General features: G+C 61.1%; 11 protein-coding genes. 4 read left to right on the top strand and 7 right to left on the bottom strand.

Translation table 11 applies throughout. The features are described 5' to 3' along the window. Positions 1 to 12: 12 nt before the first annotated feature. The 6 genes from WLY71_RS19825 to WLY71_RS19800 are packed head-to-tail and all read right to left on the bottom strand — an operon-like array spanning position 13 to position 8,297. Positions 13 to 1,974 carry an acetyl/propionyl/methylcrotonyl-CoA carboxylase subunit alpha gene (locus WLY71_RS19825; RefSeq protein ID WP_347804893.1) on the bottom strand — a complete coding sequence of 654 codons (1,962 nt, stop codon included), beginning with the start codon at positions 1,972 to 1,974 and terminating at the stop codon, positions 13 to 15. A gap of 55 nt (positions 1,975 to 2,029) precedes the next feature. Further along, positions 2,030 to 2,827, bottom strand: a complete 798-nt coding sequence (locus WLY71_RS19820) for an enoyl-CoA hydratase/isomerase family protein (RefSeq protein WP_347804892.1) — start codon at positions 2,825 to 2,827, stop codon at positions 2,030 to 2,032. Then, complete coding sequence (gene atuD, locus WLY71_RS19815; RefSeq protein WP_347804891.1) at positions 2,824 to 3,981, bottom strand: citronellyl-CoA dehydrogenase; 1,158 nt, start codon at positions 3,979 to 3,981, stop codon at positions 2,824 to 2,826. Before atuD ends, WLY71_RS19820 begins: the two co-directional genes overlap by 4 nt. Before the next feature lie 23 nt (positions 3,982 to 4,004). Then, positions 4,005 to 5,621 carry a geranyl-CoA carboxylase subunit beta gene (gene atuC, locus WLY71_RS19810; RefSeq protein WP_347804890.1) on the bottom strand — a complete coding sequence of 539 codons (1,617 nt, stop codon included), beginning with the start codon at positions 5,619 to 5,621 and terminating at the stop codon, positions 4,005 to 4,007. A gap of 3 nt (positions 5,622 to 5,624) precedes the next feature. Continuing rightward, complete coding sequence (locus tag WLY71_RS19805) at positions 5,625 to 6,494, bottom strand: SDR family oxidoreductase (RefSeq protein WP_347804889.1); 870 nt, start codon at positions 6,492 to 6,494, stop codon at positions 5,625 to 5,627. A 12-nt stretch (positions 6,495 to 6,506) separates the two neighbouring features. Beyond that, entirely contained in the window at positions 6,507 to 8,297 is a 1,791-nt protein-coding gene (locus WLY71_RS19800) for an acyclic terpene utilization AtuA family protein (protein WP_347804888.1), read from the bottom strand. A 190-nt stretch (positions 8,298 to 8,487) separates the two neighbouring features. Between WLY71_RS19800 and WLY71_RS19795 the strand changes: the two genes are divergently transcribed. The 3 genes from WLY71_RS19795 to WLY71_RS19785 all read left to right on the top strand — a co-directional run bounded on the left by WLY71_RS19795 (position 8,488) and on the right by WLY71_RS19785 (position 11,115). After that, on the top strand, positions 8,488 to 9,114 hold the full coding sequence (locus WLY71_RS19795; RefSeq protein ID WP_347804887.1) for a TetR/AcrR family transcriptional regulator: 627 nt from the start codon (positions 8,488 to 8,490) through the stop codon (positions 9,112 to 9,114). A gap of 92 nt (positions 9,115 to 9,206) precedes the next feature. Then, positions 9,207 to 10,001 (top strand): substrate-binding periplasmic protein, encoded by a 795-nt coding sequence (locus WLY71_RS19790; RefSeq protein WP_347804886.1) that lies wholly within the window; start codon positions 9,207 to 9,209, stop codon positions 9,999 to 10,001. A gap of 100 nt (positions 10,002 to 10,101) precedes the next feature. Then, positions 10,102 to 11,115 (top strand): GNAT family N-acetyltransferase, encoded by a 1,014-nt coding sequence (locus tag WLY71_RS19785; protein ID WP_347804885.1) that lies wholly within the window; start codon positions 10,102 to 10,104, stop codon positions 11,113 to 11,115. Between the two features lie 156 nt (positions 11,116 to 11,271). On the opposite strand, the gene WLY71_RS19780 is transcribed toward WLY71_RS19785, so the two are convergent. Further along, positions 11,272 to 11,820: an RNA polymerase factor sigma-70 gene (locus tag WLY71_RS19780; protein WP_008145913.1), complete on the bottom strand. Its 549-nt coding sequence runs from the start codon at positions 11,818 to 11,820 to the stop codon at positions 11,272 to 11,274. Between the two features lie 373 nt (positions 11,821 to 12,193). On the opposite strand from WLY71_RS19780, the gene WLY71_RS19775 reads away from it, so the two are divergent. Beyond that, a partial coding sequence (locus WLY71_RS19775) for an AMP-binding protein (RefSeq protein ID WP_347804884.1) occupies positions 12,194 to 14,715 on the top strand: 2,522 nt, incomplete at its 3' end.

Here is a 14,715-nt window from a genome sequence, read left to right as displayed (position 1 = left end):
CCGCCTAGCGGCTTATTCGACCTCCAACAAAATCTGACGATTTTTCACCTGGTCACCGACCCTGACCTGCAAGCGTTTGAGCACGCCGTCGATGCCCGACTTGAGCGGATGCTCCATTTTCATGGCCTCCAGCACCACCAACAACTGGCCTTTACTGACCGGGCTGCCCTCAGCCACCAATACTTCGACGATCGCGCCGTCCATCGGGGCCTTGAGGGTGCCGGAGCTGACGCTGGCCTGACTGCTGACCAAGGCCTGCGTCCGGTCCACCAGCCGCACACTGCCGGGACGGGTGAACAGCCAGAGTTGCCCGGCTTCAAGACGATAGGCATGGCATCGCCGGATGCCGTTGATTTCCAGGCTGGCCCAGCGTCCATCGCACTGGATGATCGTTAATTCAACGTTTTGCTCAGCGACTTGAATCCGATACGGTTCACCCGGCACAGCGTTCAATTCCACCGGCCAATCCTGATCCTCAAGGCCGATTCGATAGTGCAACGGTACGCTGGCGTTGTTGCGCCAACCGGCCAGTGGCACGTGATGAACCTGCGCCGAGGCTTGATAGAACAGCGCAGCAGCGATGGCCAGTTCTTCGGCGCTCGGCACATGCGCATGCAGGCAGGGATGCTCGGCAAAGTGTGCCGGGATGAACCCGGTGCTGAACTCTCCGCTGATGAACTGCGGGTGGTCAAGCAGGCTGGCGAGCAAGCGCTGATTGCTCTGCACGCCGAGCAGCACGCTGTCCTGCACCGCCCGCAGCAATTTGCGCCGGGCTTCTTCGCGGGTGGCACCGTGGGCGATGATCTTGCCCTGCATCGGGTCATAAAACGGGCTGACTGTCTGGCCTTCGATCAAGCCATGATCGATTCGCACGCCGCGCTGCAACGCAGGCTCCCAGGCGGTGATGCGACCGGTTTGCGGCAGAAAACCGTGTGCCGGATCTTCGGCGTACAAACGGACTTCCATGGCATGGCCGCTGAGCTGAACCTGCTCCTGTCGCAAGGGCAGAGGCAGTCCTTCGGCGACGTGCAACTGCCAGGCCACCAGATCGAGGCCGGTGATCAATTCGGTCACCGGGTGCTCCACCTGGAGTCGGGTGTTCATCTCCAGAAAGTAAAACTGCCCACGCGTATCCAGCAGGAACTCGACAGTGCCAGCGCCGACGTAATTCACTGCGCGACCCGCCTTGAGCGCCGCTTCGCCCATGGCCTGACGCAACTCGGCGGTCATTACCGGGCAGGGTGCTTCCTCGATGACTTTCTGGTGGCGACGCTGGATCGAACAGTCGCGCTCGCCAAGGTAGATCAGGTTGCCGTGCTGGTCGCCGAACAGTTGAACTTCGACGTGACGCGGGTCGATCAGCGCTTGCTCGAGAATCAGTTCGTCACTGCCAAACCCATGCAGCGCTTCGGAGCGGGCGGTGCGCAGTTGTTCGAGCAAATCACTGGCCTCGTGCACCAGGCGCATGCCACGCCCGCCACCGCCGGCACTGGCCTTGATCATCAGCGGAAACCCGATGCGTGCGGCTTCGCGGCTCAGGGTTGCGTCGTCCTGTTCTTCGCCCTGGTAACCCTTGATGCACGGCACACCGGCATCGAGCATGGCGAGTTTCGACAGGCGTTTGCTGCCCATCAGATCGATGGCTTCGGGACTGGGGCCGATGAAGGTGATGCCGGCATCCTGGCAGGCGCGGGCGAAGCCGGCGTTTTCCGAGAGGAAGCCATAGCCCGGATGGATCGCGTCAGCGCCCGTGCGCCGGGCGGCGTCGAGAATGGCCGGGATACTCAGATAGGACTGCTGCACCGGGGCCGGGCCGATGTTCACGGCTTCGTCGGCCATCTGCACATGCAACGCATCGGCGTCGGCATCGCTGAACACCGCGACCGTGCGATAGCCCAATGCCTGGGCGGTGCGCTGGATGCGGCAGGCGATTTCACCGCGGTTGGCGATCAGGATTTTGCTTAGTCCGGGCATTGGGTCTTCTCTGAAGTTGTACGGTGAAAGTGATGGCCTCTTCGCGAGCAGGCTCTTAAATAGCCCAACCCGGTTTGCGTTTCTGCACGAAGGCCATGGTCCCCTCAATACCTTCAGTCCCGGTCACCGCCTCGCTGAACCAGTCGGCCGCTTCATCCAGCAACGCATTCGATGGCTGTCCGGCACTCGCCAGCAACAGCTTTTTGGTCGTCGCATTCGCCTCCGGTGCGCAACACAACACATGGGCCAGAATTTCATCGAGACGCTCGGCCAACGCTTGCGCGTCATGCTCGACAAAATGCACCAACCCCATGCGTCGTGCCTGCGTGCCATCGAAACGTGCAGCGGTCAGCGCCAGTCGGCGAGTCTGAGTCAGGCCGATGCGCTGCACCACGAACGGCGCGATCTGCGCAGGCAGAAGGCCGAGGCTGGTTTCCGGCAGACCAAATTGCGCCTGGTGATCGGCCAAGGCGACGTCGCTGACGCAGGCCAGACCAAAACCACCACCGAGCACCGCGCCTTGAAGCACCGTGATCACCACTTGCGGCGCGTGTTGCACCTCTTGCAGCAGCGCACCGAACGCGCGATTCAAGTCGCGATAGGCTCTCGGGCCCTGAGCGCGTGCATTGGCCATGTCCTTGATGTCGCCACCGGCGCAAAAATGCCCGCCCGCACCACCGATCACCAGCGCCCGAATGGCTCGGTCGTCACGCACCGCCGCCAGCACCGCACGCAGTTCGGCAACCATTTGCAAACTCATGGCATTGCGGCTTTCGGGGCGGTTGAGAGTGATGTGCAGGACACCGTTATGTGGTTCGAGCAGCAAGGTCTGGCAAACGGGCAAGGTGCTCATTTCTTTTTCCCCGGCAGGATGCCCATGAGTTTGCAGATGATGCCCAGCATGATTTCGTCGGCACCGCCTCCGATCGACACCAGCCGTACGTCACGGTAAGCGCGGGCCACCGGGTTGTCCCACATGAAGCCCATGCCGCCCCAATATTGCAGGCAGCTGTCGCTGACTTCCCGGCCCAGACGCCCGGCCTTGAGTTTGGCCATCGACGCCAGGCGGGTGACGTCCTGGCCTTTGATGTACTGCTCGGTGGCCTGGTAGACCAGCGCCCGCAGGCATTCGATTTCGGTTTGCAGTTCGGCCAGGCGGAAGTGGATGACCTGATTATCGATCAGCGCACTGCCGAAGGTTTTACGTTCCTTGCAGTACTCGATGGTGCTGTCGATGCAGTACTCCAGGCCCTTGATCATGTTCGCCGCGCCGAACAGCCGTTCCTCCTGGAACTGCAGCATCTGCATCATGAACCCCGCGCCTTCATGGCCGATGCGGTTGCGTTGCGGCACGCGCACGTTGTCGAAAAATACCTGAGCGGTTTCCGAGCTGCGCATGCCGAGCTTGTCCAGGTGCGAGCTGAGGCTGATGCCGGGGGTGTTCATCGGCACCATGATCAGCGACTTGTTGATGTGCGGTTTGTCGTCCGAGGTGTTGGCTAACAGACAGATGAAATCGGCGCTCGGCGAGTTGGTGATCCACATCTTGCTGCCGTTGATCACGTAGTCGTCGCCGTCCTTGCGGGCGGTGGTTTTCAAACCGGCCACGTCGGAACCGGCGCCGACTTCGGAAACACCAATGCAGCCGACCTGCTCGCCAGTGATCGCCGGACGGAGAAACTCTTCGCGCAGTTCATCGGAGCCGAAACGCGCCAGCGCCGGGGTGCACATGTCGGTCTGCACGCCGATGGACATCGGAATGCCGCCGCAGTGGATGGTGCCGAACTCTTCAGCCGCGACGATCGAATAGCTGTAATCGAGCCCCATGCCGCCAAACTTTTCCGGTTTGGAAATCCCCAGCAGGCCGAGGTCGCCGGCCTTGCGGAAGATCTCGTGGATCGGAAAGCGTCCAGCCTTTTCCCATGCCTCGACGTGAGGATTGATCTCGTGATCGACGAATTGCCGGACGGTGCGGCGCAGTGCTTCGTGTTCCTGGGTGAAGATCATTTTTATTGTTCTCCTGAGCGCCCTTAGAAACGGGCTACGCCAAAACTGTTGGATTGCAGCGGTCGCACTTCGGCTTCATGACAAATATCCAGCAAGTACCCGAGCAAGGTCCGGGTATCGCGAGGATCAATCAACCCGTCGTCCCACAGGCTGGCGCTGCCGTACAGCGCGGTGGACTGGCTGTCGAGTTTCTGCGCGGTGACCTGTTCCAGCATGTCGAGCATTTTCGGGTCGGGCACCAGGCCGTCCTTGGCCTGCTTGCCCTCGGTGACGATTCGCAGCACTTTGCCGGCCTGGGCGCCGCCCATCACCGCCGTGCGGCTGTTGGGCCAGGCAAAAATGAAGCGCGGGTCGAGGCCGCGGCCGCACATCGCGTAGTTGCCGGCGCCGTAGGAGCCACCGACGACGATGGTCAGTTTAGGCACGCGGGCATTGGCCACCGCTTGAATCATTTTCGCGCCATGTTTGATCACGCCTTGCTGCTCCGACTCGGTGCCGACCATGAACCCGGTGGTGTTGTGAAAAAACAGCAGCGGCGTCTGGCTCTGGTCACAGAGCTGAATGAACTGCGCCGCCTTGCTCGCACCCTTGGGCGTGATCGGCCCGTTGTTGCCAATGAACCCGCAGGCGCGGCCTTGAATCTGCAAATGGCCGCAGACGGTTTGTTGATCGAACTCGCCCTTGAATTCGAGAAAGTTCGATCCGTCGGCAATCCGCGCGATGATTTCGCGCACGTCGTAAGGTTTTTTCGCGTCGTCAGGAATCAGCCCGAGCAACTCGTCGATGGGGTAGAGCGGTTCTTCCCACCGACGTTCGGGTACCCAGGGCAACTGATCATTCCACGGCAACAGGCTGACAATCTCGCGCACCTGCCGCACGCCATCGGCATCGTTCTCGGCCAGGTATTCAGCGGTGCCGGCGATTTGCGCATGCATCTCGGCACCGCCCAGTGCTTCATCGGTGGCGACTTCGCCGGTGGCAGCCTTGAGCAGCGGCGGGCCGGCCAGAAACAGCTTGGCCTTGCCACGCACCACCACCACGTAATCCGACAACCCTGGCTGATAGGCGCCGCCCGCCGTGGCCGAGCCATGGACCACGGTGATTTGCGGCAGGCCCATGGCCGACATCCGCGCCTGATTGGCAAAACTGCGGGCGCCTTCGACGAAAATCTCCGCCGCGTAATTGAGGTTGGCGCCACCGCTTTCGGCCAGGGTAATGACCGGCAGTTTGTTCTCCATGGCGATCTGTTGCAGGCGCAGGGATTTTTTCAAACCGCTGGGGGAAATGGTCCCGCCCTTGATCGCACTGTTGTTTGCCACCACCAGTGCCCGCACGCCGGACACGTAGCCGATCCCGGCGATCAACCCGCCGCCTGCCGAGCTGCCGTCTTTGTCGTCATGCAGCTTGTAGCCCGCCAGGCTCGCCAGTTCGAGGAACGGGGCGCCGGGGTCCAGCAGCAGATTGAGGCGTTCCCGGGGCAGCAGTTGCCCGCGTTTGTCGAACCTGGGTTTGGCTTCGGCCGCCTTGTTCAGCAGGATCTGCTCGAGCTGGCGGACGTGCTCGATGCTGACCAGCATCGCCGCGCGATTGCGGGCGAACTGTTCGCTGAACGGGTCCACTTGCGACTGAATCACCGGCATGACTTATTCCTTGTCCTTGAGCACGTCAGGGAGGTAGGCACGGTGAAAACCGTTATATGACTCGCTGATCTGCGCCTTGTGTATCGGCCAGGCGCGCCCGCCCAGGCTGGCGGCACCGTCGATGCGCAAGGTGCTGCCACTGACAAATGCCGCTGCCGGGCTGAGCAGGAAAACGATCGCGGCGCTGACTTCCGATTCGGTGCCGATGCGTTTCAGCGGAACGTGCTCGCGCAACGTCGGGATCACCGCTTTGAACGCGCCTTCGTAGGTGTCCATGCCACTGGACGCGATCCAGCCCGGCGCCACGGCGTTGACCCGCACCCCGGCATAACCCCATTCGAACGCGGCGGTCTTGGTGAGGTTGTCCATGCCTGAACGCGCCGCGCCCGAGTGGCCCATGCCGGGCATGCCGCCCCACATGTCGGCGAGCATGTTGACGATGGCGCCGCCGTGCGTGCTCATGGATTGGTTGAACACTTCGCGGGCCATCAGGAAGCCGCCCATCAGGTTAGTGCGCAACACCGTATCGAACCCTTTTTGATTGATCGACGCCAGCGGCGACGGGTACTGCCCGCCGGCATTGTTGACCAGGCCGTGAATCGGTCCGTGCTTGCGGATCAACTCGCTGACCACATGCCTGACCGCTTCTTCCTCACGAATATCGCAGACCATCCAATCAGCCTTTCCGCCATCTTCGGCAATTTCGGCCGCGACGTTTTTCAGCTTGTCGGCCTTGCGTCCGAGCAGCAGCACATGGGCGCCGAGGGCCGCCAGTTCGTGAGCGGTGCAACGGCCGATGCCGCTGCCGCCACCGGTGACGATGATGTTTTGGCCAGCAAACAAATCGGCTTTGAAAATCGAATCGTAAGCCATGGCGGCAGTCCTCTAGTTGACCTGGTCGGCGATGCGCTGAGGCACCGGTATCTGGATTTCCAGCAGTTGCTGGGCGAAGGCTTTGCCTTGCGGATCGATCCGCAGGCTGGCCACGCCACCGCCTCCCAAGGCGTTTTCCAGCAGAAAATTAAGGCTGTGGGTGCCCGGCAGGTACCAGCGTTCGACACGTCCGTGGATCGGGTCGAGGACATGACTCATCCAGTCGACGATCACTTCCGGCGTCAAGGCTTCGGCAATCCACGGCAGGTACTCCGGCTCGCGGGCCATGACGCCGATGTTGCTGTGGTTGCCCTTGTCACCGGAGCGCGCCACGGCGAGTTTGACCAGGGCCACGCTGGCATCGGCCCGGTCTGAAGGTTTCGGTGGGGCGCACGCCACGGGCAGGTCGGCGGTGTCGAGTACATCAACGGCGGGCAAGGCGCAGGGGTGGCGCTGGCCCTTGAGATCAATTTCCAGCGTGCAGGCGGTTTTGTCGATAAGGAACGAGAACAGCCGGATCAGCGGATACACCGTCGGCCGTCCACCGACAATCCCGGTCAGTCCCGGCGCCATGCCGGTGGCGGCCTGGGCGATCTCCCGGGAGAACACAATCAACGCCTGTTTACCCGGATGGCGCACCGCGAGTTTGATGACCACTTCGCGGCTGTCCTGACGCTGACCGTGGGGGCCGTAAGTGGCCTCGCAGCCGAGCAGTTCGATGTTCACTTCGCTGTAGGGTGGCCAACCGCGCTGGCTGAAGATTTCCGATGTCTTGTTGATGATGGCTTCGCTGACTCGACGCGCCTTGTCGACCGCATCGATCCCGGCGATCAGACAACTGGCGGTGCAGCGGAAACCGTCCGGGTACGTCGCGCTGACCTTGTACTGATCGGTCGGCGGCAAGCCTTTTGCGCCGTGCACCTGGACCGCGTTTTTGCCTTGTTGCACGAGTTTGACTTCAGTGAAATCGCAGACCACGTCCGGCAGCAGATACGCCTGCGGGTTACCGATTTCATACAGCATCTGCTCGCCGACCGTCAGTGGTGTGACCAGTCCGCCGGAGCCTTCGGGTTTGCTGACGATGAACTGGCTGTCGGCGCTGACTTCGACGATGGGGAAGCCGATGTGTTCGTAGTCGGGCACCTCGCGCCAATCGGTGAAGTTGCCGCCGGTGCACTGGGCACCACATTCGATGATGTGCCCGGCCAATGCGGCCTGGGCGAGTTTGTCGTAGGCGTGCCAGGACCAGCCGAATTCATGCACCAGCGCGGCGCTGACCACGGCGCTGTCGACCACGCGTCCGGTGATGACGATGTCGGCGCCCAGACGCAGGGCTTCGACGATGCCCGGTGCGCCGAGGTAGGCGTTGGTCGAGACGCACATCGGCGGCAAGGGGGCGCCACTGAACATTTCGTGGATACCGCTGCCGCCCAACTGTTTGAGCTGCGGCTGCAAGTCATCGCCCAGCAGCACGGCGATTTTCAGCGCCACTCCGGCCTTGTCGCAGGCCGCTTGCAGGGCGGCGGCGCAGGCTTGCGGATTGACCCCGCCGGCGTTGCTGATGACGCGGATTTTCTGTTCGGCGAGTTGACCCAACAGCGGGCTGAGGATTTCGATGAAGTCGCTGGCGTAACCGGCGTGGGGATCTTTCATCCGCGCGCCGGCCATGATCGACATCGTAATTTCGGCCAGATAATCGAAGACCAGATAGTCCAGACGCCCACCTTCCACCAATTGCGCGGCGGCGGTCGAGGTGTCGCCCCAGAAGGCGCTGGCGCAACCGATGCGGATTGTTTTTGGCACAGTCAACTCCATAGCCACCTCCGATAGAAGTGCATCGAGACTACCAAGCAAGCGCTTGGTTTGTAAACGGCATAAATATCTTCTGCCCGAGCGCTTGCTTGGTTGCCCACGCCAGCTTAAATTGCCCGCGCAACCCCGCAGTTTTAGCGGCGAGCGGCGTATTTGATTGATCGACTGTAGGAGAGAACGGGTGGACGAGCAAAATGCCCTGAGGGTGATGCGCGAATTGGTCGACAGCGGCCAATTGACCGACCCGGACAGCGCCCGCGGCAAACTGCTGCAAGTGGCGGCTCACCTGTTCCGCAACAAAGGTTACGAACGCACCACCGTGCGCGATCTGGCCGGCGCCGTGGGGATTCAGTCCGGCAGTATTTTTCATCACTTCAAAAGCAAGGACGAGATCCTGCGGGCGGTGATGGAAGAAACCATTCGCTACAACACTGCGTTGATGCGTGCAGCCCTGGCAGAAGCCGGCAGTGTGCGCGAGCGGGTACTGGCGCTGATTCGTTGTGAATTGCAGTCGATCATGGGCGGCAGCGGCGAGGCCATGGCGGTGTTGGTGTATGAATGGCGCTCGCTGTCCGAAGACGGGCAGGCGCAGGTGCTGGCGCTGCGCGACATTTATGAAGCGCTCTGGCTTCAGGTGCTGGGCGAGGCCAAGGAGGCCGGTTTTATTCGCGGGGATGTGTTCATCACCCGCCGTTTTCTGACCGGTGCGTTGTCCTGGACCACCACCTGGTTTCGCGCAGGCGGCAGCATGAGCCTCGATCAATTGGCCGATGAGGCGTTGATTCTGGTACTTGAAGAACGGCAGTGAACCGTCTATCCAGGCAAGAAATTGGCTAAGTCGGCGAAACCGCCTAGCTTGAATGCATTGATGAGTATTTTTTTCGGGGAGTGGCTGTTTTGATGTCTTCGCCAATTCGAGTGACGTCGCGGCTTTTGCTGGCGGCGCTTGCGGTGTGCTGGGTGTTACCGTCTCAGGCCGCGCAACTGGTGCGGGTCGGTGCCGCCCATTTTCCACCCTATACCGTGCGCCCGGAGTCCGGTGCCGACACCGGTCTGCTGCCGCAGCTGGTGGAAGCGCTGAATCAGTTGCAAACCGACTATCAGTTTGTGCTGGTGCCCACCTCCATTCCCAGGCGTTTCAACGACTTCAAGGAAGGCCGGGTCGATATGGCGATTTTCGAGAACCCGGACTGGGGCTGGAAGGACATTCCGCATACCGACGTCGATATGGGCCTGGAAGATGCAGAAATCTTTGTCGCGCAGAAGAAACCCGATCGCGATGAGAGTTACTTCAAAGACCTGACGGGCAAGCGCCTGGCGCTGTACAGCGGCTATCACTACGAGTTTGCCAATTTCAACGCCGATCCCAAGTATCTGGCCGACACCTACAACGCAACGCTGACCTATTCCCATGACAGTAACCTGCTGATGGTGCTGCGGGGGCGTGCCGACGTTGCCCTGGTGACACGCTCTTACCTGAGCGATTACTTGCTGCGCAACGAGAAAGTCGCCGATCAGCTGCTGGTGTCCCAGCGTATCGATCAGGTTTATCACCACTACGCCATCCTCCGGCCGGCCGCACCGATCAGTGGCGAGGCGTTCGGCAAGTTGCTGCAAGGGTTGCGGGACAATGGCGAGATGCTGAAGATTTTCGATCCCTACAAGATCGCCGTGGTGCCGGTCCCGAGTAGCTGAGATCGCGCCACAGGTCGCGTATTGACCGACTTCTCTTAAATTTCCCGCACTGGCTCACGTCACCTCGTTGAACTGTCGACGATTAACGTGAGCCCGACCCATGTCCACTCTGAATGACCTGACTGCCCTGGCCTTGCCGACAGGAAGCCGTCTTGTAGCTGATGAAACCGAAAGCCGCCTGTGTCTCAGCCGTGAAGGGCAGCCGCTGATTCTGTTGCGTCTGACTCGCGAGCCCGCGCTGCAAGTGCAAGTAGAAGAGCGCTTCGACCACGCCGATAATCGTGCCGTCTGGGCGGCCTGTTATTGGCTGTTTGCCCGTGACCCGGCCTGCCAGCGCCTGACCTGGCATCTCGATGAAGCCCCCACCGAAGCATTGCTCAGCGGGTTGCTGATCCCTGACGAAATCGTCGGCCAGTATCGTTGCGAACGCACGCTGTTCTGGCAGTTGCCTCAGCCTTGGCTGGGCGCGTCACTGACACCGAGTTATCCGCAGCAAATGGTCATCAGCGGCGGCAAGCGTCATCCGCTGCGGCCGGTGAAACCGCGTGGTGAAGTCTATCGGCGTTTTGATGCGCGCCTCGGTGCCTGGATTTCCCTGCGCACGGTGAACATCGACCTGGACCTGGCGCGATTCAATCGTTGGCAGAACAGCCCGCGCGTGGCGAGTTTCTGGCAGGAGGAGGGCAGCCTCGAGCAGCATCACGAGTACCTGAGCAAACTTGAAACCGATCCCCATACCCTGACGCTGATCGGTTGTTTCGATGATCAGCCGTTCGCCTATTTTGAAGCCTATTGGGCCAAGGAAGATCGCATCGCGCCGTTCTATGACGCCGGCGATTACGACCGCGGTATTCACATGTTGGTGGGTGAAGAAAATCACCGAGGCCCGCATAAGGTGGCGAGCTGGTTATCGGCGTTGACGCATTACCTGTTTCTCGACGATCCACGCACTCAGCGAGTGGTTGCCGAGCCTCGCGCCGACAACGCGAAGATGATCGGGCATATGCAGAACCAGGGTTTCCATTGCGAGAAAGCGTTCGACTTCCCGCACAAACGTGCGGCGCTGATGGTGCTGGGGCGTGAGCGGTTTTTTGATCGGTGTGCGTTGGCTTGATGCGTAAGGCTCAAGATCTGTTGCGGTCTTGAGTCCGCCATCGCGAGCAAGCTCGCTCCCACAGTTGATCTCCAGTGTTCACAAACTGTGTGTTCACAATAGATCCCATGTGGGAGCGAGCTTGCTCGCGAATGGGGCCGGCGCAGATTTCAGATCTTAGCGACGGGCAAAGGTATCCACGCGGCTGCCCGACACCTTGCGGCAGTGCACCAGCGCATCGCGAATCATGAAGTTCACCAGGGTCGGCGAGACGCCAAGCTCCTTGGCAATGTCCTTTTGCGGCACGCCGTGCAGGCGATACATCTCGAAGGCGTAGCGGGTGCGGCTGGGCAGCTCGGTCAGCGCGTCGGCGATGTGTTCCAGCGTCGAGAAGTTGATGTGCGAGGTTTCCGGCGAAGCACCTTGAATCACCACGTTCAGGCCTTCCTCTTCAGGGCCGGAATACTTCTGCTCCAGCGCCTGTTTGCGGTAGTGATCGATCGCCAGGTTGCGCACGATCTGGAACAGGTAGCTGAGCTGAGCCTTGAACGAGGACGTGATCTGCGGCGCGGATTGCAGCCGGAAGAACGCATCCTGCACCACGTCTTCAGCACGCGACCGGCAGCCGGTAATGCGGGCTGCAATCTTGACCAGAATCAGTCGGTTGTCGACGAATGCCTGAAGTAGCGGTGAATCGCACCTGCTTGTGGACACTTGTTCCGTCATTGGAAATCACCTTGCTGCCAATAGGTTCGTGGGGCGGCACGCGGGGGCTGAGCCGTCCAACACATCGAGCGACAAATTATTCTGAATGATAATTATTGTCAAATGAGAAATATAACTAATGCTCCGCAAAGGTGCCGAGTGAGAACTGCGACACGCTGACGCACCGCAGCCCCATTGGCGATCAGGCTTACCGACTAATTATTTCAAGACGTCAACCGTTCTCATTGGTGAATGGTTCCGGGTAGCGGCCGCGGCCAAAGCAGCATTCCCAAGCCTTGCGCGGTCGGCGAAGACCGCGCGCTGCATGCCCCGGAAGGGGCGTGACGTCAGAAAACCGATTCCACTTGCAAGCCGAATTCAGGCAGGAAACCTCATGACCGACGCGTTCGAACTCCCCAGCACACTGGTCCAAGCCCTTCAGCGCCGAGCGGCCCTGACGCCGGATCGGGTGGCCTTGCGTTTTCTCGCCGAAACCCAGGATCAGGCTGTGGTGCTCAGTTATCGCGAGCTGGATCAGCGGGCGCGGATCATTGCTGGCGCGTTGCAGGCCGAGGCTGCGTTTGGCGATCGCGCGGTGCTGCTGTTTCCCAGCGGCCCGGATTACGTCGCGGCGTTCTTCGGCTGCCTGTACGCCGGTGTGATCGCGGTGCCGGCCTATCCGCCGGAGTCGGCTCGCCGTCATCATCAGGAGCGTTTGCTGTCGATCATTAGCGATGCCGAACCGCGTCTGCTGCTGACCAGCGCCGCTCTGCGCGATGCGTTGCTGCAAATCGACGGAGCGCCGCCGTTGCTGTGTGTCGACACCCTCGACAGCGCCCTGGCCGAACGTTGGACGGCGCCGAACCTTGCAGACGACCACATCGCGTTCCTGCAATACACCTCCGGTTCCACCGCGTTGCCTAAAGGGGTGCAAGTCAGCCACGGCAACCTGGTGGCCAATGAACTGCTGATTCGCCACGGCTTCGGCATTGATCTGAATCCTGACGACGTGATCGTCAGCTGGTTGCCGCTGTACCACGACATGGGCCTGATTGGCGGTCTGTTGCAGCCGATTTTCAGCGGCGTGCCGTGCGTGTTGATGTCGCCGGCGTATTTCCTCGGCCGGCCGTTGCGCTGGCTGGAAGCGATCAGCGAGTACGGCGGCACCATCAGCGGCGGGCCGGACTTTGCCTATCGGTTGTGCAGCGAGCGGGTCAGTGAATCAGCCCTGGAGCGCCTCGACCTCAGCGGCTGGCGTGTGGCGTATTCCGGTTCCGAACCGATTCGCCTCGATACGCTGGATCGCTTCGCTGAGAAGTTCGCGACCTGCGGTTTCACCCAGGACAGTTTCATGGCGTCCTACGGGTTGGCCGAAGCGACGCTATTCGTGGCCGGCAGCCCTCGCGGTCAGGGCATTGGCAACCTGCGCGTGGACGATCAAGCCCTGGCACAAAACCGTGCCGAGCCAGGCGAGGGCAGCGCGATCATGAGTTGCGGCATCAGTCAGCCGGATCACGCGGTGCTGATTTTCGATCCGACAGCCCTCAACGAGTTGGCTGACAACACGGTCGGCGAAGTCTGGGCCGCCGGGCCAAGTATCGCCCACGGTTACTGGCGCAACCCGGAAGCCAGCGCCCAAACCTTCGTGCAACACGCTGGCCGTACCTGGCTGCGCACCGGCGACCTGGGCTTTATGCGCAACGGTGAACTCTTCATCACCGGGCGCTTGAAAGACATGCTGATCGTCCGTGGCCACAACCTTTATCCGCAAGACATCGAACAGACCATCGAGCGCGAAGTGGAGGTGGTGCGCAAAGGTCGTGTCGCCGCTTTCGCCGTGAACATCGAGGGGCAGGAAGGCATCGGCATTGCGGCGGAAATCAGCCGCAGCGTGCAAAAAATCCTCCCGCCCGACGCCCTGATCAAAGCCATCCGCCAAGCCGTGGCCGAGGCGTATCAGGAAGCGCCAAGCGTGGTGGTGCTGCTCAATCCGGGCGCGTTGCCCAAGACCTCCAGCGGCAAATTGCAACGCTCGGCATGCCGCAATCGTCTGGCGGATGGCAGCCTCGATAGCTATGCACTGTTCCCGTCGACAGACATCGAAAGTAAATCCGCGACTGAATCAGGTTCCGAACTGCAAACCTTGATTGGCCGGATCTGGTGCGAACAGCTGAGCGTCAAACAGGTTAGCGCCGACGATCACTTCTTCCTGCTGGGCGGCAACTCCATTGCCGCCACTCAGGTAGTCGCACGTCTGCGCGAAGCACTCGGTCTGGAACTGAACCTGCGCCTGTTGTTCGAAGCCCCGACCCTCGGCGCGTTTGCCGCCGCAGTCGCTCAACAACAGCAGGACGGCGGACTCGCCCAAGGCGCGATCACCCCGCTGTCGCGCACCGAAGCCATGCCGCAATCGCTTGCGCAAAACCGTCTGTGGATCACCTGGCAACTCGACCCGCAGAGCAGCGCCTACAACATTCCCGGCGCCTTGCGCCTGCGCGGCGAGCTGGATGAAGACGCCTTGCGCGCCAGCTTCCAACAGTTGATCGAGCGTCACGAATCCCTGCGTACGCGGTTCTTCGAACGTGATGGTGTGGCGCTGCAACAGGTCGATGCAGCGAGCGAATTCAACCTGCAACTCATCGATATCAGCGACCTGCCGGTTGCCGAGCGTGAAGTCCGTGCGCAACACATTCGTGAAGACGAAGCCCGCACTCAGTTCGATCTGCAGAAAGGCCCGCTGCTGTGGGTGACCCTGGTGCGCCTCGATGATGAGGACCATCAACTGTTGGTGACGCTGCATCACATCATCGCCGACGGCTGGTCGCTGAGCGTGCTGATCGACGAGTTCTCGCGCCTGTATGCCGCCGCGTCCCAAGGAAACAAGGCGACGCTTCCGGTATTGCCGACCCAGTACGC

It is taken from the genome of Pseudomonas rossensis (assembly GCF_039888995.1).
Taxonomy (GTDB): Bacteria; Pseudomonadota; Gammaproteobacteria; order Pseudomonadales; family Pseudomonadaceae; genus Aquipseudomonas; species Aquipseudomonas rossensis.
The sequence above is the reverse complement of the archived record's forward strand: the minus strand, read 5'-3'. Positions and strand labels throughout refer to the sequence as shown.